This window comes from Pseudomonas sp. LBUM1652, assembly GCF_059716105.1.
Genome location: NZ_CP166804.1, coordinates 1,546,458 through 1,570,464 on the forward strand (window position 1 = coordinate 1,546,458; position 24,007 = coordinate 1,570,464).

Annotated in this window: 22 protein-coding genes and 8 pseudogenes; 14 read left to right on the forward strand and 16 right to left on the reverse strand. The window is 52.5% G+C overall.

The window, feature by feature from the left end; translation table 11 throughout:
• The first annotated feature begins 251 nt into the window (after positions 1-251).
• Positions 252-1,787, forward strand: a complete 1,536-nt coding sequence (locus ACA069_RS06995; protein ID WP_497616824.1) for a DEAD/DEAH box helicase — start codon at positions 252-254, stop codon at positions 1,785-1,787.
• A gap of 851 nt (positions 1,788-2,638) precedes the next feature.
• On the opposite strand, the pseudogene ACA069_RS07000 reads toward ACA069_RS06995, so the two are convergent.
• Positions 2,639-2,917: pseudogene (locus ACA069_RS07000) on the reverse strand (TonB family protein); the annotation flags it as partial.
• Between the two features lie 581 nt (positions 2,918-3,498).
• Positions 3,499-3,735, reverse strand: a complete 237-nt coding sequence (locus tag ACA069_RS07005; protein ID WP_497616826.1) for a hypothetical protein — start codon at positions 3,733-3,735, stop codon at positions 3,499-3,501.
• A gap of 109 nt (positions 3,736-3,844) precedes the next feature.
• Between ACA069_RS07005 and ACA069_RS07010 the strand changes: the two genes are divergently transcribed.
• On the forward strand, positions 3,845-4,087 hold the full coding sequence (locus ACA069_RS07010) for a helix-turn-helix domain-containing protein (RefSeq protein WP_497616827.1): 243 nt from the start codon (positions 3,845-3,847) through the stop codon (positions 4,085-4,087).
• Positions 4,088-4,294: 207 nt separating this feature from the next.
• Here the strand turns inward: ACA069_RS07010 and ACA069_RS07015 are convergent, their stop codons facing one another.
• The 4 genes and pseudogenes from ACA069_RS07015 to ACA069_RS07030 form a co-directional block, all read right to left on the reverse strand.
• A complete protein-coding gene (locus ACA069_RS07015; RefSeq protein WP_497618201.1) occupies positions 4,295-4,651 on the reverse strand; it encodes a DUF6572 domain-containing protein in 357 nt (118 codons plus the stop codon).
• A gap of 117 nt (positions 4,652-4,768) precedes the next feature.
• Positions 4,769-4,927, reverse strand: a pseudogene (locus ACA069_RS07020) (bacteriocin immunity protein); the annotation flags it as partial.
• 2 nt (positions 4,928-4,929) lie between these two features.
• On the reverse strand, positions 4,930-5,265 hold the full coding sequence (locus ACA069_RS07025; RefSeq protein WP_497616828.1) for a DUF6572 domain-containing protein: 336 nt from the start codon (positions 5,263-5,265) through the stop codon (positions 4,930-4,932).
• 22 nt (positions 5,266-5,287) lie between these two features.
• Positions 5,288-5,548: pseudogene (locus ACA069_RS07030) on the reverse strand (S-type pyocin domain-containing protein); the annotation flags it as partial.
• Here ACA069_RS07030 and ACA069_RS07035 point away from each other — a divergent pair.
• The 11 genes and pseudogenes from ACA069_RS07035 to ACA069_RS07085 form a co-directional block, all read left to right on the forward strand.
• A pseudogene (locus ACA069_RS07035) lies at positions 5,535-6,089 on the forward strand (IS5 family transposase); the annotation flags it as partial. The pseudogenes ACA069_RS07030 and ACA069_RS07035 sit on opposite strands and share 14 nt — an antisense overlap.
• A gap of 27 nt (positions 6,090-6,116) precedes the next feature.
• On the forward strand, positions 6,117-6,674 hold the full coding sequence (locus tag ACA069_RS07040) for a recombinase family protein (protein ID WP_497616830.1): 558 nt from the start codon (positions 6,117-6,119) through the stop codon (positions 6,672-6,674).
• A 692-nt stretch (positions 6,675-7,366) separates the two neighbouring features.
• Entirely contained in the window at positions 7,367-7,945 is a 579-nt protein-coding gene (locus ACA069_RS07045; RefSeq protein ID WP_497616831.1) for a recombinase family protein, read from the forward strand.
• Between the two features lie 150 nt (positions 7,946-8,095).
• A pseudogene (locus tag ACA069_RS07050) lies at positions 8,096-8,230 on the forward strand (transposase family protein); the annotation flags it as partial.
• Positions 8,231-8,595: 365 nt separating this feature from the next.
• Positions 8,596-9,075 carry a helix-turn-helix domain-containing protein gene (locus ACA069_RS07055; protein WP_497616832.1) on the forward strand — a complete coding sequence of 160 codons (480 nt, stop codon included), beginning with the start codon at positions 8,596-8,598 and terminating at the stop codon, positions 9,073-9,075.
• A gap of 214 nt (positions 9,076-9,289) precedes the next feature.
• Entirely contained in the window at positions 9,290-9,727 is a 438-nt protein-coding gene (locus ACA069_RS07060; RefSeq protein ID WP_497616833.1) for a transposase, read from the forward strand.
• Between the two features lie 468 nt (positions 9,728-10,195).
• Positions 10,196-10,376, forward strand: a pseudogene (locus ACA069_RS07065) (Tn3 family transposase); the annotation flags it as partial.
• A 119-nt stretch (positions 10,377-10,495) separates the two neighbouring features.
• Positions 10,496-13,219, forward strand: coding sequence for an Ig-like domain-containing protein (locus ACA069_RS07070; RefSeq protein WP_497616834.1), 2,724 nt, complete (start codon positions 10,496-10,498; stop codon positions 13,217-13,219).
• A 79-nt stretch (positions 13,220-13,298) separates the two neighbouring features.
• Positions 13,299-14,198, forward strand: a complete 900-nt coding sequence (locus ACA069_RS07075) for an OmpA family protein (RefSeq protein ID WP_497616835.1) — start codon at positions 13,299-13,301, stop codon at positions 14,196-14,198.
• A 483-nt stretch (positions 14,199-14,681) separates the two neighbouring features.
• The gene (locus ACA069_RS07080; RefSeq protein ID WP_497616837.1) at positions 14,682-14,981 is read left to right on the forward strand and encodes a hypothetical protein; all 300 of its coding nucleotides are present in this window, start codon (positions 14,682-14,684) and stop codon (positions 14,979-14,981) included.
• 96 nt (positions 14,982-15,077) lie between these two features.
• The gene (locus ACA069_RS07085) at positions 15,078-15,704 is read left to right on the forward strand and encodes a response regulator (protein WP_497616838.1); all 627 of its coding nucleotides are present in this window, start codon (positions 15,078-15,080) and stop codon (positions 15,702-15,704) included.
• A gap of 17 nt (positions 15,705-15,721) precedes the next feature.
• Here ACA069_RS07085 and ACA069_RS07090 read toward each other — a convergent pair whose 3' ends face one another.
• The 4 genes and pseudogenes from ACA069_RS07090 to ACA069_RS07105 all read right to left on the reverse strand — a co-directional run bounded on the left by ACA069_RS07090 (position 15,722) and on the right by ACA069_RS07105 (position 18,003).
• The gene (locus ACA069_RS07090) at positions 15,722-16,411 is read right to left on the reverse strand and encodes a response regulator transcription factor (RefSeq protein WP_497616839.1); all 690 of its coding nucleotides are present in this window, start codon (positions 16,409-16,411) and stop codon (positions 15,722-15,724) included.
• Positions 16,412-16,753: 342 nt separating this feature from the next.
• Complete coding sequence (locus ACA069_RS07095) at positions 16,754-17,146, reverse strand: hypothetical protein (protein WP_497616840.1); 393 nt, start codon at positions 17,144-17,146, stop codon at positions 16,754-16,756.
• A 112-nt stretch (positions 17,147-17,258) separates the two neighbouring features.
• Positions 17,259-17,459 (reverse strand): annotated as a pseudogene (locus ACA069_RS07100) (transposase); the annotation flags it as partial.
• 112 nt (positions 17,460-17,571) lie between these two features.
• Positions 17,572-18,003, reverse strand: coding sequence for a hypothetical protein (locus ACA069_RS07105; protein WP_497616842.1), 432 nt, complete (start codon positions 18,001-18,003; stop codon positions 17,572-17,574).
• Positions 18,004-18,086: 83 nt separating this feature from the next.
• Between ACA069_RS07105 and ACA069_RS07110 the strand changes: the two are divergent.
• Positions 18,087-18,905: pseudogene (locus ACA069_RS07110) on the forward strand (IS110 family RNA-guided transposase); the annotation flags it as partial.
• Between the two features lie 385 nt (positions 18,906-19,290).
• On the opposite strand, the gene tnpC reads toward ACA069_RS07110, so the two are convergent.
• The 6 genes from tnpC to sctS form a co-directional block, all read right to left on the reverse strand.
• Entirely contained in the window at positions 19,291-20,817 is a 1,527-nt protein-coding gene (gene tnpC, locus ACA069_RS07115) for an IS66 family transposase (RefSeq protein WP_497616843.1), read from the reverse strand.
• Between the two features lie 49 nt (positions 20,818-20,866).
• Complete coding sequence (tnpB, locus tag ACA069_RS07120) at positions 20,867-21,202, reverse strand: IS66 family insertion sequence element accessory protein TnpB (protein WP_157815118.1); 336 nt, start codon at positions 21,200-21,202, stop codon at positions 20,867-20,869.
• A complete protein-coding gene (gene tnpA, locus ACA069_RS07125; protein ID WP_095188479.1) occupies positions 21,199-21,516 on the reverse strand; it encodes an IS66-like element accessory protein TnpA in 318 nt (105 codons plus the stop codon). Before tnpA ends, tnpB begins: the two co-directional genes overlap by 4 nt.
• Before the next feature lie 276 nt (positions 21,517-21,792).
• The gene (sctU, locus tag ACA069_RS07130; protein WP_497616844.1) at positions 21,793-22,884 is read right to left on the reverse strand and encodes a type III secretion system export apparatus subunit SctU; all 1,092 of its coding nucleotides are present in this window, start codon (positions 22,882-22,884) and stop codon (positions 21,793-21,795) included.
• Between the two features lie 49 nt (positions 22,885-22,933).
• Positions 22,934-23,740: a type III secretion system export apparatus subunit SctT gene (sctT, locus tag ACA069_RS07135; protein ID WP_497616846.1), complete on the reverse strand. Its 807-nt coding sequence runs from the start codon at positions 23,738-23,740 to the stop codon at positions 22,934-22,936.
• A 2-nt stretch (positions 23,741-23,742) separates the two neighbouring features.
• Positions 23,743-24,003, reverse strand: a complete 261-nt coding sequence (gene sctS, locus ACA069_RS07140) for a type III secretion system export apparatus subunit SctS (RefSeq protein ID WP_497616847.1) — start codon at positions 24,001-24,003, stop codon at positions 23,743-23,745.
• Positions 24,004-24,007 lie beyond the last annotated feature (4 nt).

Consider the following 24,007-nt stretch of genomic DNA (forward strand, 5'->3'; position numbering starts at 1 on the left):
ATAGTAAGTTGGCTCTAAAACAATTGTATCATTCTTTACATTCATTTCTTTACTGATCCGTAGAGGCGTACCGGGTCAGGTATAGCGTGCCCTGTAGCGATTACATCAAAGCTTTTTCGAGTGTCAGAACGAAATACGCAAAAAGTTAGAATTAATGACCACTGAATGTTTATCTAAGACCATTTAGTATTACATAATTTGTCCTGAAACGGGCGGCACGGTGCGAACCCGACAAGCAGGAAGAACATTTGATGCAGAAAACAATCCATTTGGCCTTGGCGTTGCCTGGTAGTGGGAAGACACATAAGTTTTTATCCACCGCGAGCGGACTGATCAAGTCAGGCAAAAAGATTCTTTATTCGGTCCCTACAAAGGCTTTGGCCAATGAAATCATAGGAAGACTTCCGTCCGAACTTACCGCTACCCGTATTGATTCGGACAGTAAAACGCCAGTAAGCACCACTAGAATGTTGAACGATGCGCTTGCACCTGCTAGCGGCTCCAACTTCATTATTTGCCAACACGCGACACTTCATACTTGCGCATTGGAGCACATGAAGGATTGGATGTTGGTGGTCGATGAAACGCCAACGATTCTTGAGACCCCCAGTTATACATTCACTAAGGAACAATTTGAAAAAATCAACTACATTGAAGTGATTGATCATTGCATCCAGATTAAAAAAGGAATGCGAAACTCGCTTGTCAAAGAACTATCAGAATGCAATGCATCAATGTCGGATTCGCACAGTACGAATGCAAGCACAGTTAGCAAACCTGTGCACGATATTTTTTCTGCACTCGTTGATGAAGACTTTGTATTCTACGGACTTGGCAAAACGAATGACGCCGATAAGATCGACCTTGACGGCTCCGCAACTGCTGGTACAGAAACTGTAAGAATAATTCGCGAGAATGACTTTTTCAGTAGGTTTACGGCAGCCAGCGAAACGCACTTATTAACAGCGACTGTCGATGGCGGATTATTTGACTACTACGCAAAGAGAAATGGTTTCCATTATATTGATTCAATCTTCCAACCTCCCAAAAGAACCAAGTTTCCGAAAACACGCATTTATCCACTGCTTGCAAAGAATATTAAATTTTCGAAATCGTTGGCCGTGACAGAAAATGAAACATCGCCAAGCGTTAAAAACTTGAACGTAATGGTAAATCGAGTACTTGAAAAAATTGGTGACGACACTTGTTTGTTTTTTACACACGAGTGGGGACAAGTATTTTACGATAATAGAACCACTTTGTGCAAAGTTGATAGCAGGGGAATTGACAGTCTCAAAGAACACCATAACGCGATGGTAGCGATCCATGGCAACCCGACAGCACCAGAAAGAAGATCATTGGAATATATAGCGAAAAAACACGGTTCATCTTTAGCCGAATTGACGCAAGCATGGAAGGTAACCAAAAAGTTCGAGGTCACATTACAAAATATTTTTCGAACCGGGCTGCGCAAGACATATTTGCATGACGGTTCAGAGCTAACTTGCGAAAAAGATATTTGCCTTTATGTTCAAGACTATGAAACTGTCGATTATCTGAAACAGTTTTTGCCCACCGCAATCATTGATGATTCATTGGCAGCACGCTATAAAGCCGAAACAAAGCGCGGCCGCCGACAGCATCCAAACAGACCTATGATGATCCGAATGATCAAAGCGCGACATACAACCGAGGAAATCAGGAAAGAAACAGGGCTTTCGCGGAAAACCATTTGTGAGGAAAGACGGTTGCTTGGTATTCCATCCAGACCTAAACTCCTTAGCTAGGGTGAGCCGCAGACACAAACTTGAAAAGTGTTACTTTAATCCTTATAAGTCTTTAAGGAATTAGGTTACACAAAACCGAGAAGCACCGAAGGTGATTCCGAAGCGAAGCGAGGGATACCAACTATATTTAGACATTTCAATTAAATTTTAACGAATCATCCACAATGCTCGCCTACCGGCTTCGCATGAACTACGTTCCAGTGAATTTCTTTCGAACAGACGGCGTATCCGACTCAGGAGGTTTTATACTTTGTAGAACTCGTCGACCAACTATAACGATATAAACATTCGACGAGCATTCAAACCTTGTGGCAGCCATCGATCTTCCATCAGACCTCTAACGGTTCTAGGTGATTCCAGCCGTTTCAGCTGACTTGCAGTTCCCTGTATTGGTAGTGCATCCCAAAACACCTTGCTGGTCTGTATAGGCCACATATCCGAGAGAGTCTTAGTTCAGGGGGGGGCACACAAAGAGGCTTGACCGCTTTCATGCCAAGAACGCTTACAAGACGCCACAGGAAGGACGGCGCACTTCGCAAGCCGGTGCTAATTTTGATGTTCAGACTCGACACAGAAGCACTCGGGGACTTCTAGGTACCATTTGCGCTACTGGTAGCATGTACCAAGTACCAAGTACCAAGTACCAAGTACCAAGTACCAAGTACCAAGTACCAAGTACCAAGTACCAAGTACCAAGTACCAAGTACCAAGTACCAAGTACCAAGTACCCACTAGCCTAAGGTGCATGTCGGTTCGACACACCTAGAAATTCCAGGTTGTTTAGCCTTCTAGCATCATTCAACCATGTGAATTCATATCTGATTAATACATGATAAGAATCCAGAGTTACGCTACAAAGCCAAATCATCTGGTGTAAATGACATCTTGAATGACCGGTATTTCTCTCTGTCACTTGGTTTCATTTCCTGTGCTTCTGTCAGTTGGCCGATATTTTTGATAGTCGCGACAACCGAACGGTCATATTGTGCATCACCACTAGATTTGGCAATTTCTATAGACATAATTGTCCCGTCATTGGCCATGCCTATTTGTAACGTGACTTCCATGTTCGGCTGCGTCGATGGGGGACGCGCCCAGCCCTCAGAGGCTCTAGCTTTGATCAAATCTTCTAGATGTTCGAAAGCATCAATACTGTTGTTCAATTCTGGGGCGGACTTGGTTAGCGTGACAGTTGGAGGAAAGGCCAGGCAATTGGTCAGATATACGCCCAATCCAAATTCGATTCGACGACATTGGAAATACATTTCCTGATTCGGATTGACATTCGCCGCGAATTCCAAGGCTGACTGAACACCACCGATTTCAGCTTTGGCATTCACAGTTTTCCATTGCGACGCTTGATATTTGTCCAACAGCACCGTCACAGCAGTGTCTAGGCCTTGATCAACAATAAAGTACGTCCCCAGATTATCCGTCACTACCTTGCTGATCCGTCCGTGGTATATGCCCGGTTTGCTGAATTCAATCTGTGCCCTTGCTTGATTCACCCTAAATTCTTTGACGATCTGCTTGGTATCCAAAGCGGATTCAAAATGCCACCCAGTCGTATCGAGCATTTCTTGTAGGCGCTCACTGTAAAGGCTGGATGCCGCCGACTTCGCATCGTTTGGTTGAGCAGCTATCACCGGGTTAGATGCGTTTGCGATGGCGGCCGCTAGCAGCAACAGGAGCTTTGACGATCTGTTCATTTTCATCCTTGGCTCTTGTTGACGGTGGAAGTCGAAGCACGAAGGCGATGCATCGTCGAAGGGATGCTGAACAAGAAGAGGATGACTGCAAGAATCAAGATCACGGTGCCGACTAGGACGCCGACACCAATCGCTTGGCGGAAGCTCAGGACGTATCCAAGCTCCATGGAAAAGATTCCGGCCAGACTGGCCAACGGCATGCTTAGCGTTGCGAAGAACATTGCGAAGTAAAGCTTCATCAGGCACCTCAAGAAGCAGAGTTTTGGGTATGAATATTCACAGTATACTGTGAGGACTTGCGCGCAGCCATCACTGACAGTGACCCGTCTTTGAGATGGGGCTGTATACGTGGATATCGGCTTGGCTTTCGGAAAGGTATTACGCCAAAAACGCAAGGAAGCAGGACTAACCCAAGAACAGCTTGCACTTGAGGCTGATGTACAACGCAACTATGTCAGCTTGGTAGAGCGCGGCATCCACAACCCTACGATTGCAGTCTTATTCAAGCTTGCAAACGCTTTGAGATGCCAGCCTTCTGATTTGGTGTCGGATTTGGAAAGGATGCTAGATAAGCAGGATGACCCATCATAAAAGGTTCATCCTGCTGAATATCCGAAAAAACTGACTACTGACTGGTAGAATGCCCGTCGCTCGCTCGCACCCAACGTTTAACGCCGTGCAGGATGACAGTCCAAGGTGTGAGCGGGCCACCTGACTACACTCCCGATTTGAAACTCAGGCGCTGCGAACGTACGTGGCTGCCCTGCGACCGGGCCAGGTACTGGAAAACATCAACGGTCACATGTTGCGAATTTCTTCATTCGCATCAAGCACGAACTCAAACCCGATACCCACTTCCTTTAGCGTCTGTGCAACGCGGTCAAAGAAGAACTCCGCTTGTTCCGGTAATTCGTACAGACCATTAATGCGGATGATGGGAAGCTTGCCTTTGGACGGCGGGTAGGCCTCCAATACCTCGCCGCTTTCGATGAACGCGATGTACGTATTGATTTTCTCTTGTAGTAACAGCAGGTGCTCTCCCTGTTGGGCCTTGTCACCCCATTCGAGGTGGTCACTGATAACCAGAATTACGTTTTTTGGCTCCCACTCCGGTACCGCGATAATATCGACGACTTCCGTTTCTAGAACGGACATGTCTGCTCTCTCACATCCATTCGTTAGTCTTTGAATCTCGGCAAACCCTGAGCAGAGCCACGCCTTCACAACACGTGTCAGGTCCTCTGCTGATCCCTTTGAGTTGCCCTCAGGGTAGTAGATGAGGTCGGTGCCATCTGGGTGTCCAGTCAACTCGTAGAATTGGTCTAGGAGGACATCTAGCACGTCGTCGGTTGCTACCCTGTTTTCAGCTAGCAGCTTCTGAATGAAGCTGATGAATTCGTCTTCGGTGTAATCGGTGATATCGGTTTTCATCGTCAGTCTTTGAGTACAAATTCAAGCTCTATGTTTGCTTGTCTGAGCACCTCGGTAGCCTGATCAATGAACATTTCTCCTTGTTCCGACAGTTCGTATTTGCCCTGGACGCGGATGAGGGGAGACTTCCCAAGTGCCCCGGGTATCTCTGTGTAAATCTCACCGCTCTCGATAAACGCAACGTATGTATTGATCTTTTCTTGAAGTGCTAGCAGGTGCTCGCTCTGTTCGGTTTTTCCTTCCCAAGGCAAATGGTCAGCAATACCGAGTACGATCTTGCTGTTGTCCCATTTCGGGATGCCCCACATATCAATGGTTTTTGGGTCTGTTACTGACATGACAACTCCTTAAACACTGTGACTACTTTGGTCGCACGATGTCTACACGGGTGGGTGGGATAACTGTCCCTCCCGGGAATCCCGGCTTACCTTTGCCAACAATGGTGCCACCGCTTTGCTCTATCTCTGGAAACGCTTTTTTCTGATTGCGTGTGAGTGGCGCCGTATCAGATGCTTTGCATTCGACACAGTTGATATCGCCGTTCTTGTCTCTACCGATCATATCTAGACGTGTTCTGGTACCGCTCTCAGTCTTGACGGTCACCTGTTGGCCGGATTCAGGTAAGTGGCTCAAGGTTTTTCAGGCGCTGGTGACTGAACCGGACATGGAATGGGTTTTCATCGATGGCAGCTATGCCAAGGCCCACCAGCACAGTGCAGGTGCTGCCAGTGGCAAGGACGAGGCCATAGGGAAAAGCCGAGCAGGCAACACCAGCAAGATCCACTTGGCTGTAGATGCCTGCGGGCTACCAGTCGTGTTTGAAATCACTGGAGGCCAGATCAACGACTGCACACAGGCGTCTGCGTTGATTGCCAGGGCTCCCACTGCTGAAACGATCATTGCGGACAAAGGCTATGACAGTGAGGCCATACGCGAACAGGTTGAACAACAAGGTGCCAAAGCCGTGATTCCGAGAAAACGCAACTCCGTGAAAGGCAATGCGGATCTGGATAAAGGGCTTTACCGCAACCGGCACCTGGTAGAAAACGCCTTTGCCCGGCTGAAGCACTATCGAGCGGTCGCATCGCGCTTCGACAAACTCAAGAGAAATTACGAAAGCGTGGTGGCTATGGCTTGTGCCTTCCTCTGGCTACCCATGTGAAACGGGAACAGACCCTAGAGATAAACAATGTTCATCGGCTATGCGCGCGTCTCGACACAGGATCAAAATCTTGATTTGCAACGCGAAGCGTTGATCAAGGCCGGTTGCCGGAAGGTCTTTGAAGATAAGGTGAGCGGCACCCGGGCCGAGCGCCCCGGGCTGGGCAGGGCCCAGGAGATACTCCGCGAGGGCGACACTTTGGTGGTCTGGAAGTTGGATCGCTTGGGGCGTAGCGTCAAACAATTGGTTGATCTGGTCGGCAAGTTGCACAAGCAGGGAGTTCAATTCAAGAGCCTAACCGACTCCATCGACACTGGCACCCCCTCAGGTCGATTCTTCTTTCATGTCATGGCCAGTCTTGCTGAGATGGAGCGCGAGATGATTGTCGAACGTACCCGTGCGGGGCTTGAGTTCGCCCGTCTTCTAGGACGTACGGGAGGTCGCAAGCCAAAAATGACCGAGAGCAAGATCGTATCAGCCAAAAAACTGTTGGCCAGCGGCGTTCCAGCCAGGGATGTGGCCCAGAACTTAGGTGTGTCCGTGCCAACGCTATACCGCTGGCTTCCAGCTTCAGGGCGAGCTTGACGCACATCAAATCTATTTCCTGATCCGTACCTTTTGAGATAAGTCTCATGTCACCACTGGCTTGTTGTTATGTAGTATTCCTCCTATAAGTATGAAGTACTTCCATTGCAATACAGCTCTCGAGCGCGCCGCCCAACGTGGCCCCCTGCATATTGTGAGTGCCTTTGCCTGCTAGCAAGGTCTGAGTCTTGGCCAGCTGGCAGTCGATGGCAAATCCAATGAAATCACCGCCATCCCAGCGAGTTCGACCCACACAGCGCGGATCGGGAACATTGGAAAACGAATCAAGCAGACCATTAAGCACAGGCCGCTCCAGAAGAAAATCACTGGCGCAGTATCGCTTAAATCAGATTGGCGGAATTTGATGCGTAGGCCCTGGAAATTAGTCCGGCACAAGAGGGCTCTCAAAAACGAGGGTTTTTGAGAGGGTTTTATCAACGAGATGAAGGGGCAGTGATTGCGAGGGCTAGCAGTTCTCGAAAACTGTTCTCTAAACAGAGTTCTCGACTCGTCGTTTCTAGATGAGTTTCGATAATTTAAGGCGCCGAACGTTACTCAAACAAAGCACCGTTCGCGACCTGGTGATCGAGTTTCGGATGGCAAATTTACGACGTAGCTAAAGACGCCTCGATACCGACCATGATGGTCGGGCTTATCGAGTGATAAACACTAAACACCACAAGAGATAAATCATGCTCATCGGCTATGCGCGTGTCTCAACACAGGATCAAAACCTTGATTTACAACGCGAAGCCTTGATCAAGGCGGGGTGCCACCAGGTCTTTGAAGACAAGGTAAGTGGTACGCAGGATGAGCGTCCAGGCCTGATCAGGATGCAAGAGATATTGCGTGAGGGCGACACTTTGGTGGTCTGCAAGCTGGATCGCTTGGGGCGTAGCGTCAAACAATTGGTTGATCTGGTTGCCAAGCTGCACAAGCAGGGGGTTCAATTCAAGAGCCTGACCGACTCCATCGACACCGGTACCCCTTCAGGTCGATTCTTCTTCCATTTCATGGCCTGCCTCGCGGAGATGGAGCTCGAGCTGATCGACGAGCGCACCCGTGCCGGACTAGAAGCAGCCCTTAATCTAGGCCGAGCGGCGAGACCCGCGGGGGGGCGCAAGCCAAAAATGACCACGAACAAAATCATTTTAGCCCAGAAACTGCTGGTCAGCGGCATTCCAGCCAGGGACGTGGCCGAGGGTTTAGGTGTGTCCAAGCAAACGCTATACCGCTGGCTTCCGGCTTCTGGGCGTGGGGAGGTCAATTAAATTAATGCGCTTAATGGAAACCTTCAAGGCCAGAGCTTACGCATCAAACTCCACGAATCTGATTTAAGCGATACTGCGCCAGTGATTTCTTCTGGAACGCCCTGTGCTTAATGGTCTGCTTGATTCGTTTTCCGATGTTCCGATCCGCGCCGTGTGGGTCGAACTCGCCACCGCTTCCTTGATACCCTCGTCATCGTCGTGTGTGCGGTGATTGCCGGTGCAGAAAGCTGGGTGGACATGGTCGACTATAGCCAGGCAAAAAAAGACTGGCTGCGCACTTTTTGAGTCTGCCTGAAGGCATTCCGTCGCATGATACTTTCCACCGCATCTTCAGTATTCTGGATCCCGCCACCTTTGAGTAGCACTTCTCTCAATGGGTGTCAGGTTCTCCTGCGCCGCAGGACAGGGACGTCATTGCCATTGATGATAAAACCGTGCGCCGTTCGTTCGATCGCGCCGCCCAACGTGGCTCCCTGCATATTGTGAGTGCCTTTGTCTGCGAGCAAGGTCTGAGTCTTGGCCAGTGGCCGTCGATCGCAAATCCAATAAAATCACCGCCATCCCAGCGTTATTAGCCAGCTTAAGCGCTCAGCAAAAAATTAGGTCATTATGTCGGCCCGCATAAATGCCGATGATTGAGCCTCTTGTCCATGAAACACAAGCCCTTACTGTTGACCGAAGAAGAAATCCTCAAGCTGGAAGCTATCGTTCGCAAGGGCAAAGATTGGCGTAGTCGGGATAGGGCGCAAACCTTGCTACGGCTTGCTCGCGGCGACACCTCAAAAGTGGTGGCCGAAGCCCAGGGGGTATGCACGCAAACCGTCTACGAGCGTCGACAACAGTGGTTGAACAAAGGCTTTGCAGGTCTGTTTGATGCGCCCCGTTCAGGTGCGCCAGGCAAACTGTCGGCCTATTTGTCGACGATTGAGGGGTGGGCGCAAACAAGCCCTTTGAGTGCCGAAGAGATACATCAGCGGCTGGTAGAAGAGTTCGCCGTTACGGTGCACCTGAACACCGTGAAAAATGCTCTCAAGCATCTGGGATTCGTCTGGAAACGGACCCGCTACAGTTTAAAAAAAACCGTGACACCCAGGCCTTCGCCAGAAGCAGTGAAGAGCTTGAGCCGCTGAGGTGGAAGGCGCTGGACCGCGAAATCGCATTGGCTTACGTGGATGAAGCGGGCTTCTCATTGCCCCCCCCTCCGGTGCGTAGTGCCTGGACCTTGCGCGGCAAGCCCCATAAGACTCCGCCACAGAAAGCCGGTCGACTCAACGTTATGGGGGCAGTGCTCAGTTCTGGTGGGCTGCACTTGTCGGGAACTTGGGGGACGATGACGTTGGCTGCTTGAGGCAGTTGTTAAAGCGGACAGCCAGGCCTCTGGTCGTGGTCGTAGACAGCGCCTCCATTCATGCGGCGAAAGCGGTACGGGCGCTGCTCCAACGTCCTGAGTTCCAAAGCCTGACCCTGTACTTCTTGCCTGCGTATTCCCCGGAGCTGAATTCAGGAGCCCAGAGCAGTGTCAGTGCATCGCCTGAATTTGACGTGCAAGCCTTTTCTTCAAGACAAATCTCATATCGCCGTTCGCGGACGCTGTATGAAAATACATCCTACGCAATATTGCCAGTAACGATGAGGCGCATCAAATTCAAATCGACACTAGCGGCTCTCAAAAACAGTTCTCGAAATATAATTCTTAACTGTCGCGCTAAAGTTGAGTTGCGAGAGGGTGTGATGTGGCGTCACCCGTCCGAGACGAGGCCGGCGCAAATTATTAAGTCGTGAAACGTGTGAGCGACCTTAAATACTGCAAAAATTTCATGCATAAGCAGTACCTGTTTATATATTAAGGCCTGATGTCATGTGTACTCCAGGCGTTATGACTCGTTTGCCTGCGCTGTTCCTTGTCGGGCCATGTCTGATCCGACAATAAAGGCTGGACAGGAGCCGGAGAGGGGAAGAAGTACTCGTATACGAGGTGAGCCAAGGCCAAAAAGACCGGATTATTAGTTCGGTTTTTTCTCAAAAACTCTCGTTTATAAGAACAAGGAGTTTGTATCAGGGGTTACGCATGAAATTTTCAGGGCGGGTGGGTTGCTGCATGTTTGTCTGTTTCAAACAGGCATTTTCGACGACTTTTCAGGGTTGCCAGTGATTTTTGAGGCTGACAAAAGACGAGTTAATCCGGCTCTACACCTTTAGCGGTGCTGAGCTAGCCATTATCAGGCAGCGGCCTTGATCGGGTGAGGGGGGCTATGGAATACCGCCTATCTGGAGCGGGCCGCGAACGCCTTGCGCAATCACGGGCAAGGCGTTGATGACGCGTTGTTGTAATACCGATCACCAGCTGGGCTGGGAACACATCAACTTGACCGGCGACGACCGTTGGCGCAGCCGCACCAAGGTTGGCGCGGGGAAGTTCCGGCCGTTATGAACGCGGCCACCAGTTTATTAGCGTGCTTTAAATTCCGTTTTCTGAGACGGCCCCAAGTTTATCAATCGAGCCAACTGCTTTGCGAAGCATCGGCATATTTGTCGCGAGAGGTGTGAGTGTTGAATACAAACGTAGTGAATGTCGCCGTAGTGGACGGCAAGACGATTACCGAAGCAACAGAGCTTCAGGTCGCCAATGCCGGTAATACCGTTCGGATCAAAGCGATCACTAACGGTAAATATATCCTTGCCGAAGGCGACAAAGGTGTCGCACCGGAAAACATTACTATCAAGCGCGTAGGCAAAGACCTGCACGTGGCCCTGGAAGGCACGGATCCCGATCAGCCCCAGCTGATCATCGAAGGTTTCTTTGATTCACAAGGTCAGTTGGTGGGTGTTGGGGAGGACGGTGCTTACTACGAGTACATTTCTTCGGGTGGCGAACAGGACCAATCTGCGGCGTTCCTCATCGAGGGTGTGTCCTCGCCCCAGGTCTTGGGGTCGGAGCAACTGGTGGGCTTTGGCAACGGCTTGGTCGCCGGTAGCGGTATTAGCTGGTTCTGGCCCGCCGTGCTGGGGTTGGCCGGGCTTGGTTTGGTGGGCGCCGCTTTTGCCGCCGGTGGTGGTGGTGGTGGTGGTGGTGACGATGACAATGGTGGTGGCTCGGGCGGGCAACCTAAGTCCCCTAGTTTGGACGATGTCAATGACAACGTTGGGGACGAGACGGGCCGCATCGAGAACGGCGGCGTCACCGACGACAGCACCCCGACCTTCAGCGGCGAAGGTACTCCGGGTAACACCGTTATCATCAAAGATGGCGACAAAGTCATCGGCGAAGTCGTCGTGGGTGACGATGGCAAATGGGAATTCACGCCTAATCCCCCGCTCAGTGATGGCACCCACATTATTGTCATTGTTGAAAAAGACCCCGCCGGTAATGAAAGCGAGCCTTCCGATGGCTTCGAACTGATTGTGGACCTGACGGCCCCGGACAAGTCCGCCATCACCGATGTCCAGGACAATTTCGGCGGTCAGACAGGTCTGGTGGGGCAAACGGATGTGACCGATGACAACACCCCCACCCTCAACGGTACGGCCGAGCCCGGTTCGACGGTCGAAGTGTTTGCCAACGGCAAAAAAATTGGAGAAGCGCCTGTCAATGCCGATGGGACGTGGTCGTTTACGCCAGCCCCGGCGCTGGCAGACGGTGAATATAAGTTCACCACGGTGGCGGTCGACGAGGCGGGTAACCGCGGGCTGGAGTCCGATCCTTATGTCCTGACCATTGATACAAGCGCCCCGATAGCAGGGGCGGTGATCGAGAGTATGGGCAAGGACAGCGGTAACGTCATTGGTGACTTCGTCACCAATGACGGCAGTGCCGGGCGTTTGATTCAAGGCTCCTTGACCGCGGCTTTGGCAGCCGATGAAAAAGTGCAGGTTTCCGTGGATGGCGGCGCCACCTGGCTGGATGCTGTGCTCAATGGTGATGGCACCTGGAGTTTTGTCGATCAAACCAGCCACAGCGGCGACTGGGAGATTAAGACGCGGGTCGTGGATGGTGTAGGCAACAGTACGGAGCATTCGCAAGACATTACATTGGATGCTGTGGCTCCCGATGCGCCTGATACTTTCGCGATCAGTGGCACCACCGTTACTGTTACGTTCGACGGCAGCACCTTGACTGAAGGTGACACCATCCAGGTGGTGGTGGGCAGTGAGCGTTTCGAGAAGGTACTGACGCAAGCGCAGATTGATGCAGGCACGGTTGATGTGGTCACCATTGCGGGTGCCAGGATGAACAACACATCCGCTACGTTTATCGATCAGGCGGGTAATACTTCTCAGATTCTGACATTTCATAGTTCTTTGTTTGATTTTGAGACCGCTACACCCATTGCGATACCCGGGGGGGGCTCGGCGGACTTCGGTGCATTTACCTTCAGGTGGGATGATGACGGAAACAACATTCCTAGAGGTATTGTGGCTGCCGGTACCAGTATTGGAGGCGGTTTTCAAACGCCATCTATAGGCTTGTCGTTAAATCAAGGGGATCAAGACGCTCGACTTACTTTGAACGATGGGCAACTAGGGAGAAGCATTGACTTTGTCATTGCTGATTCGGGGGGTTTAACGCTCAATTTCTTTGATGTCGGAGGTAATATTGTCCATTCTGAACTTGTAACACCAAACGTCCCTGTGAGTAGTAGCAAGCCTGTAAATGTGGATATGCCAGCTGGAGTTGAATTCAGTTACGTTGAATTTGAGGCTTCGAACACTGGCGACAATTTTTGGATAGACGACATTGTACTCGATGTGGGATCGAGCGCTGGATTCGAGCTGAGTGACCCCGGTGCCTTACAGACGATTGATACTGCAGGTGCCTATTTTGGCGGTGATGAAGACAATATCTTCTCTGTTGATGACGTTATCCACTTGGACGGTATTGAGTCTGGTGTTCATGCCGGCGCCGGCGTCGATACCCTGAAGCTCACCGGTACGGGCCAGGTCCTGGACCTGACCGCGCTGGGTGACAAGCTCACTTCCATCGAAGTCATCGACCTCACCGGCTCCGGCAACAACACCCTCAAGTTGTCCCTGGAAGATGTGCTTAACCATGGTGAAGCCGATCTGTTCCACATCAGCGGCAAGACCCAGATGACGATCAACGGCGATGGGGACGACGTAGTCGACCTGCAAGGCTTGATGGGGGCCGAGGATCCGGGTAGCTGGGCCATTCAGGGCGAGATCAGTGTGGGGGGCAAGACTTACGAGGTATACAGCCACTCCTCACTGGGTGCCGAGCTGCTGGTTGAGCAGGGGGTCACCGTCAACCTGGTGTAACCCGGGACCGCTATCCACTTCTCTTCATCTACTTTCTAAAACCCGGGCACCTGTTGGTGCTCGCGGTGGAGTTATGAGCATGTTCAAACGTACGACTTTGTTTCAAGCTGCGCTGCTTGGCCTCGCCCTGTGCAGCGTCCCCAAGGCATTGGCTGTTCAGGCCTTCGGCAACCAATACACGCCCGTCGCTCCGGTGTCTGCCGGGCAGGCGCAGGTGGTGTACTACCGTGCCGCGACGATGGGCGCGCAGAACGGTGCCGCCCACGTGTATGTCGACCGCGAATTCCACACCGGGCTGTTGCCGGGTGGCTATACGACGTTCTGTGTGGCGCCCGGCATGCATACCCTGGGGGCGTACCTCAACGATGCGCCGCAGTACACAGGTAAAAACACCGACGTGTATTCAGCCAACCTCGAAGGCGGCAAGACCTATTTCCTGAAGGCCGGCGAAGGCGTCAGTAGTGCACCGCAGGCGATCAAGCGTGAAGACGCCGAGCGTGAAATGGTCGGCAGTCGTCAACAGATTCAGGCCTTGTCGCGGGCATCCGGTGTTCAGGCGTGTAATTACCAGGCCGCGCCGCCAGCGGCCGCACCGTTCAAGGACTATGCGCTGTCCGGTGATGTGCTGTTCAAATTTGGCAAGTCGGGCTACTCGGACATCTCGGTGCAAGGCCGTAAAGCCATCCGCGATCTGGTCAGTCAGCTCAAAACTGAACACACCGCACTGGAGCACGTTGAAGTGATTGGTCACACCGATCCGTTCGGTTCGGTGTCCAGCAACCAGGCCCTTGGCCTGAAGCGTGCGCAGACCGTTCGCCGTCTGTTGATCGACGGTGGCTTGCAGGCTTCGACTATCGAAGCCAGCAGTGCCGGCTCTAGTGAACCGGTGAGCGGGAGCTGTAGCGGCTCGCGTGCCGAGCAGATCGCCTGCTATGCCCAGGATCGGCGTGTGGTGGTACGCATCGACGTGCGTCGCTGATCACTGATATCGACCCACAGGAGCGGCGTAGTCCCTACGCCGCTCCTGTCATGAAGAGACCGGTCATGGCAGTCGATCTGTTAATCGATAAGATACTGCGGTTGTGGGCAATCAGTCTTCTCGCACCCGTTGGTGAACAGGTTAAAGAGCGGGGACGTTAAGATTTAACACTGACCTGAAATACGGTCATTTCCCCTCCGCGCCAAACGCTGTGACACTCTGCCAGGCCATGCTATGACGAACTCTCTACTGAAACCAAAAAAACGGGACCGTTCTTGCATAGTTATCAGTAGGATTAAGGTGCTTTTTGGGTGTCCTATAAATCAATGAGCACCAATAATGAATTATATGTCTTCTTCCTGCGGTTCGATGAGAGTATTAGTCGCCGATCATCAGTGTGAGTAGCGTATTGTTATTGAAAAGTCGCTGGGTATCTTAAGGTACTTCAGGGTTTGTCCTGTTGCGTCTTTTCGTGAGCTCACGATGCTCACCCATTACAGTCCAAATCTATATGATCGCTTCGATCTATTAATTGTCAACGCTGACTTGATTTCAGCCGCCGGACTCAACGTCGTGGATTTTTGTGTGAATAATCCACGCTTGAGGCATGTACTTATCTATGGTTCGCCGCCAGGGGGCGCCAAAACGTTATCTGATCAGCCGCATCATCAGGTACGACGGATCGACACTATCAGCTACGAAGCACTGGTGGATTTTCTCTGGCTAATAGATAAAAGCTTCAGTGGTAACACTACAGATCCCACCTCCATTGATTTTGCGTGAAGCTTATTACGCGCTGATGAACTGTCCGACTAACGCTTTTCCGTGGGAGCCGCGGCCTGCGCGAAACTAATCAGTTTAAATAAAAGGAATCAGGCAATGAACAATCGGATTGTTATTGTGGACGACCACCCAGCTGTTCGCATGGCCATCCAATTGCTGCTGGCGAGCGAAGGGTTTGACGTCGTTGCGGAAACGGGCGATGGCGCGGATGCACTCAAGCTGGTTGAGATGCTGGGTCCCTTGACAATGATTCTGGATATCGGAATTCCCACTGTCGATGGGCTAACGGTTATCAGTCATGTCGTTGTACAACACCTGCCGGTGAAAATCGTTGTATTGACGGGGCTGTCGTCGAGCCATCTCGCTGAGCGTTGCCGGCAGATAGGTGCCCACGGGTTCGTCAGTAAACAAGATGAGCTCTCTGAATTGGTGCGTGCCGTAAGGGCTGTTCGGGCTAACGAAGAATATTTTCCGTCTCTATCCTGTTTGCCGCGCCGTCGAGACGGCGCTGCTCAGGAGAACGAGCTATTTGAGCGTTTGTCACTCCGTGAATTCAGGGTCATGCAACAACTGGTGCAAGGCATGAACAATAAAGAAATTGCGGGCTGCATGTTGTTGAGCAGCAAGACCATCAGTACCTACAAAAGACGCCTTTTGCTTAAGCTCAATGTCAGTTCCTTGGTGGAATTATACGCATTGGCGAAGCGTAATGGTCTAGCTTGACCTGAGCGTCTGGTGAATTAAAGATTCCTCAGGTGAACTTGCAATTTAAAGAGTTCGGTGTCGGTGCGAATCCCCAGTTTTCTAAAGGCCGCTTGTTTCTGCCCGCTGATTGTTTTGCGGCTACGGGAGAACTTGATGGCTACTTGGGAAACAGACAAGCCTTCCAGGCAACAGCGCAATACCTCTCGCTCCTTGGGCGACAGTTCAGGGTTATCAACCAGGGCCTGATCCGCATCAAAGATGTCATTGTTCTCTGTCGATTGCGGTACCGGTAGCTTTTCCAACTCCGCCACCATGGCCGGTGCCAAGTAAATACGGTCTAGAGCCGCCATCCGAACGGCCCTCAAAAGTTCGTCGGTTTCCTGTGATTTGCCCACAAAACCATTCGCACCTGCTCGAATGCACATGTTGACCGTCGCGGGCCTTTCCGCCGACGAGAAAATTACAATGCGCAAGTCTGGATGCTGGGTACGGATTGACTGGATCAGGCGCAGGCCATCAATCTCACCGTCGGCCAATTGGTAATCGAGTATCAGCAAGTCCGTCGAATGGCTGCGTAATCCCTCGATCAGATCGCGGCTAGTGGTATAGACACCCGTTACTTTGAAGTCTGTTTCCAGCGACAGGCGAATTTTCAACGCGTCACGAATCAAGGCGTGATCATCCAGTAGGACAATTCGCAACGGTGATATCACGGACCATCTCATGGTCGAGCTCCTGTTTGCAATTGGATAGGAAAGATCTTACATCGTTCAGAAAGCAGTCAGCGCCACATTATCCCAACTCGGCTCCCAAAGAAATCATCTGCCCCCGGTGCTTTACCTATACCCACTCTCTTCATTTTGCCTATTCCTCACGGATCAAGTTGTGGCCGGGTTTGAGACAAGTCTCGTTCTCGCGTGGCAGCACGCTCGCCAGAGTTAACCGCATGACTTTAAGGCGACCATGATCCGAGTGCCAACGGCAGAGTAGGAAAACTACCGCGACCGCTTCTCCAAAAAATGAGACGAAGGATATAAGCAGATCCGCACATGGCCGGCTGTCTCAGGCTACCTTCTGAACTGAACCAACGGTCGATCTAATGTCGTCTGAGCTATGCCATGCATATCTGCATTGGCCTGCCAAGTGAGGAAGCGTGCAAGAAGTTGCTGATTAATAAACTTGAGACGCTGATTGGCTTCTGTGAGCTTTTCGATACACTCATTTGCTTGGTGGATGTCTTTAACCCAGCCTCGCTTCTCAGTTGGCGCCTTGAGCGCAGCCTTGCGATCCTTCATTGCCATGTCTACCTCTGGCAGCTTCATCAACGATTGGCGAGCCCGATTGATGTTAAGCTTGATTTTGCACGCCTCGACTAGAAGAGGCCAGGTCAGCTTAGGATCAGACCATTCTTCAATTAGTTTGACGATTTGCACTTCGTCTTTCTTAGTTAAATGTCCCACATCTACACCTCGATCACGTCTAGCATCGCCGCCAATTCGTCTAAAGACAGCGGCGTGTCTTGTTTCGGTGCTTCAATTGTTTTTACGTCGATAAGTCCCGCCATGGCGGCAGGGACCAGGCATTGAAACGCTTGTAGACTTTGCTCCAACTTCCGAATGCCTCGGGCAAGTCTCTCCAGGGGCATCCTGTGCGCATGCGATACAGCATGCCTTCGACGGTCATCCGTAGATCACGCTTGTTGTAGATGGCCTTGTGCAGCAGAATTTCCCGCAGCTTCGACCAGTGCTCATCACTGAGCAGTAATCGGGGCATTGCAAGCTCGTATTGGTGTTGTGTGAGAGCTATAACGATACGAGCTTGTTCTTATATATCAATTGGTTAGGTCGAAACGGGAACAACCCCTAACAGCTTCTGCATTTCGTCTTTATCGTTCAGCGTTGCCGGGTACTAGTGACTCTTTTTCGTCCTGGAACAATGATTGTTTCATTTTCAAGCCTATCCCTCGCGTATTTACGTCGGGCACTCTTGACATGTCAATAGTAAATATATGCTCTTTTTCTTTATAAATGACAGCCCCTTCGGGGAGTGCGTTTAGATTCGCCTTGTAGGCATTTTCAACTCGATTCCATCGGGGTTGCCCAGTGCTAGTTTTACCGAAAATACTGATAACATTTTGCGGGTTATTCGGATCCCTCATTTTTTCTGGAGGAATATCTGTAAAGTAAACGGTATATTTGTATTTTGCACTCGAATTGCCTGAGGGGGCGCTCGAACTGTATTTAATAAAGTTGGACCCTTCCGCATGTTTTTTATTGCTTACGTAGTGATAAGCTACTTTTATATCGTTTCTATCCATCACCGTTCGTTCGAATGCGGCCGGAGAAGAGTCAGAGGGCTTGGCTATTTTCGACGCTCGCGATTCTGCTGCGGGCTCTTCCGATGAGGCTGATGGCCCCGCAATTCGTAAAGCCATACGTGAAAACGAACAAAAACGATGTAGCTGATGCTGAGGCGATCTGCGAAGCGGTGGGTCGGCCAAACATGCGTTTTGTGCCGATCAAGGACATTGAGCAACAGGCCGTGCTGTCGCTGCATCGGGTTCGTCAAGGATTCGTGAAGGCGCGGACAGCGCAAGCTAATCAGATCCGTGGGCTGCTAGCCGAATTTGGTCTTGTAATCCCACAGGGCATCGCACATATCGCCAAGCGCGTACCGGAGTTTATTGAGGATGAGCGCAACGAGTTGCCGGGCTCGTTTCGTATGCTTGTGCAGCGTCTACTGGAACAATTGAAGGGGTTCGATCATCAGGTTCATGAGATCGAGAATCAAATTGTCGCTTGGCATCGCGCGAACGAAAACAGCCGCAAGCTGGCCAAGATGCCAGGCATCGGGCCGATCACGGCCAGTGCGATGGTAGCCTCTCTTGGCGATGCCAAGAGTTTCAAGAATGGCCGACAGGTGAGTGCTTGGCTTGGGCTGGTGCCGAAGCAGAACTCCACTGGTGGTAAGACGGTGTTGTTGGGGATGAGTAAGCGTGGGAACTCCTATTTACGGACGCTACTGATCCAGGGGGCACGGTCGATGATCTACGCAGCACAGCGAAAAGAGATCTCTGACAGCTGGCTTGGCCGGCTACTTAAGCGGCGTAACGCTAATGTGGCAGCCGTTGCACTGGCTAATAAAAACGCCCGAATTATATGGGCCTTGTTGGCCGGTGACCGCGAGTTCCGCTCCGATTACATGACCGTCGTCGCGTAATCGAAGCGGCTTGAAGACGTCAACTTAACCCCGTAGCGGACCAACTCTATTGACTGCTCAGGTGATCATGAATTGATGGCAAAACTGGTAAGACCGTGGCCAAGAAAATCTGACCCGCACAGCGTGCCATGAGCACACGGATCTATTGAGAACTCGGCCAGCGGATTCCATCAGGGACAGCGGCAACGCCGCACCGAAAGTCCGGATGTATGAGTGCAATCTCTACCATTGAGCCGTCACAGATTGAAAGCTTGGCAACCCGGGGGCGTTCATGTATGTGCGGGGGGTGGCATGTAACTGCCATCCCTACCGCGACCGTTGCAAAAAAGGAGGTGACCATAGATTTCGATTTTTGTAAGCGTATGGGGAATACGCCTTGCGTAGATCAGCCAGGCATCCATTGATGCGGCAGTAGATGCTCGATCTCACTGGCTTTCTGCGTCGGCAATCGCGTCAGTACATCCTTGAGATACGCGTACGGATCATGCCCGTTCATGCGTGCCGACTGGATCAAACTCATGATCGCTGCCGCTCGTTTGCCACTGCGCAGAGACCCGGCGAACAACCAATTGGAGCGCCCAAGCGCCCATGGCCTGATCGTGTTCTCCACCGGGTTGTTGTCGATGGGCACGGCACCATCATCCAGGTAGCGCGTCAGCGCTACCCAGCGTTTCAAGCTGTAATCCAGAGCCTTGGTCGTGGCCGAGCCCTCGGGCACGAGGTCGCGCTGAGCCAGCATCCACTCATGTAATTTCTGTGCAATGGGCACCGCTATTTCTTGGCGTAATCGCCATCGTTCTTCATCACTTATGTCTTTGGCCTGCCGTTCAACTTCGTACAGCCCGCCGATTGAGTGCAGCGCTTGCTCGGCCAACTGGCTTTTGTTCGTCACATGCAGGTCGAAGAACTTACGGCGGGCATGCGCCATGCAGCCGATTTCGGTGATGCCCAGCTCGAAGCTGGCCTTGTAACCCGCGAAGTCATCACAGACCAGCTTGCCGTTCCACGTGCCAAGGAAGTTCCGTGCATGTTCGCCAGCACGGCTGGGGCTGAAGTCGTAGACAACGGCCTTCAGTGCCGAGAACGGCGTGGTGCAATAAGCCCAGACATAAGCTCGGTGCGTTTTCTTCTCGCCGGGCGCCAGCATCTGCACCGGCGTTTCATCGGCATGCACGACTCGCTGAGCCAGCACCGCTTCGCGCAGTGCATCCACCAGCGGTTGTAGCTGTACGCCAGTTTGGCCCACCCACTGAGCCAGCGTTGAACGCGGGATCGCCAGGCCTGCACGGCCAAAGATCTTTTCTTGCCGGTACAGCGGCAGATGATCAGCGAATTTGGCCACCATCACATGCGCCAGCAGGCCTGCGGTCGGGATGCCCTTGTCGATCACCTGGGCCGGCACCGGTGCTTGGATCAGTGTTTCGCACTGGCGGCAGGCCCACTTTCCACGTACATGCTGCTCAACGGTAAACACGCCCGGCGTGTAATCCAGCTTCTCGCTGACGTCTTCGCCGATGCGCTGAAGCTGACACCCGCAGACACACTGGGTGTTCTCTGGCTCGTGACGAATGACGGTACGTGGGAACTGCGGCGGCAGCGGCGCGCGCTTGGTTTTTTGGCGGGTTTCGTCCGACGTTGGGGCGGGACGAAGCGCGTTCAGTTCTGCCTCGATAGCCTCAAGGTCAGTGGTGAGCAGGTCATCGAGCAAGTTGCCTTGCGCCAGGCTGATCTGTTCGCTGCGCTTGGCGAACTTGTGCCGCTTGAGGATGGCAATCTCGTGAGAGAGCTGCTCGATGATCGTCTCGTCACGATGGATTTTTCGGCCCATGGTGTCGACCTTCGACAGCAACTGCGCAGCGAGTGCGCGCAGTTGTTCGGGTGTCATTTGGTCGAGATTGGGAGAGGAAGTCATGCCGTGGATTTTACCAAAGCGATCCACCTGCCACAGCTGAAAAGCAAGGCTAAATCATTGTGATTGCGCCGTTAGCGCCAACTCGCTGCCATGGCAAACCGAGCACCAGCGCTTGAAGTTGTTCAGCGTCGAGCCCGACTTCCAAACCGCGATGAGTGCCAGGCCAGTGAAACTTGCCTTGGTTCAAACGCCGTGCGGCAAGCCAGATGCCCACGCCATCGTGCACCAGCACCTTCATCCGGTTGGCCCGGCGGTTGGCGAACAGATAAGCGCAGTGCGGCTTCGCCGCACCGAACACGGCGACCACGCGGGCCAACGCAGTTTCGGTGCCGGCGCGCATGTCCATGGGCTCAGTGGCGAGCCAGATGGCGTCGATGCGTATCATTGCGAGAGGCTGCGGATAAAACGTGCGCAGCCGTCCGGGTCGGTGATGGGCCATTTGACCGTGATGGCTTTGTCGCCCAGCGGCAGTGCGATCACCACCGCTTCATCAGCGTGCCGTTTAGGCATTGGTTGCAGCGGTACAAACGCGGGAAGTGGCGCGACAGGTTTATCACGGTAAATCGGCAGCCACTTGCGAATCACGTTGGCATTGATGCCGTGGCTGATGGCGACGCTGGAAACTGAGGCACCGGGTTTCAGGCATTCCTGCACAACCTGGGCCTTGAAGGGTTTGGGATAGGAGCTTCGTTGGCGCATGGAAATCCTGGCGATAAGGGTGATCGCGTCCGCTTAAAAATAGGCGGACACCATCTCCCTTAATTCCGGATTTCTGAAGGTGTGTTCGCTGGCCGCTTACCGATTTTTGCGTCGGAACGCATCATGAGGTGCTGGCTGCGGGCAGGAATCGGGAGTACAGCATCGGGCATCTGGTGGCGACTTTGAATCTGGGATATAGGGAGCGATTACTTTCTTTCGGCATTTTTCGATCAGATTATCTGCAACTAGCCAAGGCCGTCGGTTCGGTCGCAGAGTTCAGTAAGGCGTTCCTGGTATCTCGATCATCTCTTGACGGGCATGTTCGTCCAGTTCTCGCAATAGGCGATAGACCTGTGCCACTGCTTGCAGCGTCTCTCGCGGGATGAAGTGTCCAACCTCGCTGCGGTACAGGGTGCGTGTTAGCCAGACGAAGCGGATCACCGGTACATTGCTTTTGCGGGCGCGTTTGATCAGCTCCTGGGCCTCAGATGCGTGGCCTTTGCAAATGATCCGCGGCAGTGGTGTCAACTTCGGTCTGTAAAATAGCGCCACCGCATAGTGAGTCGGGTTGACCAGCAGCAGGTCAGCCTCTTCCACAGGCGCCTGTGGCGGGGCAGGGCTCGCTGTTTGTTCGCTCAATTCACGGGCTATGGATTTGCGATGAGACTTCATTTGTGGATCGCCCTCCATCTGCTTGTACTCCTTCCGTATGTCCTCGTGACTCATGCGTTGGCCCTTGATGAAGAAGTACTTTTGCAAGGCGAAGTCGATAATTGCCAGCACCAGTAGTACTCCCAGGCAGATGCGCGACAGGTGGGTGAAGAGGGTGACTATTGCGCGCCAGTAAGTATCCAGATCGGTGCTGGCCAGGCCGATCAGGTCTCCTAGAGCTGGTGATAGTACGAGATACAACACTACGGAAATCAGAATAGCTTTGCACACGCTGTTGAGCAGGTTGAATAGTCCACGCGAGGAGAACATTTGTTTGAGCTGATTCAGCGGGTTGAGCTGCTCAAAGTCCAGTTTCAGTGCCTCAGGGGCGAATAATGGGCCGAATTGTATCCATCCACCAACCAGACGCATGGTCACAGCAATGCCCAATACAGGGAGCATGAACAGCAACAGGTCCCAGCCGGCCTTTGTCAGCACTTCACCGAGTGTGGCGTCGAAGGGTCTGTTCAGCTGTTGCAAGGGCAAGATCATCAACGCCTTAAGCTTGTCGATACCACTTTCGGCCAGACCAAGGATCAGCTCCAGTAACGCAGCGAAGATCAGGAGTTTGGGCACGTCCTGGCTCTGTCCAATCTGGCCTTTTTTACGCGCATCATCGAGTTTTTTCTGCGTGGGTTCTTCGGTTTTTTCGCTCATGGGCGAGCCTCGGTTCGATCAGGTCGAGGGTAGAGAACGCAGTAGAACATCAAGAGTCGCCTGCCGGTTGCAAAAGCAGTGGCAGCAAGTGTTTAAGGTCAGCGAGTTGCGCGAGGTAGCCGGTACCCAACCAGCACAGCATCGGCAGGTACAGCACCAGAAAACCAAGGCCCACCAGGCTCTTGGCCGGCATAGCCAGTGTGGAGACCTGCAATTGTGGGCTGTATAGACTCAGAATCGCCATTCCGAACTCGATCAACAGCAACAATCCCACCAGTGGTGCGGCGTAAAGCACCATGTAACGAAACGTGCTGGCTAGCAGCATGAGGTATAGGTCCAGGCCGTCGACGGTGGGTATCGGCAGCCACTGGCTGGCTGGCCAGATAGCATAGCTGTCCCAGACTACCTGAGTCAGGCTTGCGAAGCCGCCACCAAGAATTAGCAGCAGGATCAGGATCTGCTTGAACATGTGCCCCAGCTCCGAAGTATTATCGCCCAGAGCAGGGTTGATCTGCCCACCGATCAGAGCCCCTCGCTGATTGTCGAAGAGACAGCCGACGCTCTCGAACATCCAGAACGGCATGGCCAGCAGCAGTCCCAACAGCAGGCCGATCAGGCTTTCCTTGAGCACCAAGCCGCCGAGATCCAGCCAGCCCAAGTCTTTGCCGGCAAGGCTGGCGCGGATCCCGGGCATCGGTATCAAGGCTAAGGCCAGTACGATGGGGTGACGCAACATGCCCTTAATCTCACGAAGTGAGAACGCCGGAATCAGGAGCAGGCAGGGGTAGAGGCGAGCCATGCCGATAGTCAGAGCGATGATGGATTCGGACACTTCGACAAAGACGCTTTGGTACATAATCAGGCCCTCGTCTGCGAAATCATACCGAAGGCCAGATTGGTAAGCTGAATCAACTCGACTCCGATCCAGCGCCCAGTAAGCGCCAGGGCTATGCCTACCGCCACCAGCTTGATGGCGAATGGCAGGGTCTGATCCTGCAGCTGCATCACCGCCTGAAGCAAAGATGTCAGCACGCCGACGATTACCGCGACGATAAGCGGCGGTGCGGACAGCACCACTACCAGCAACATCGCTTGTTTGAACAGAGTCAAGGTATCCATGACG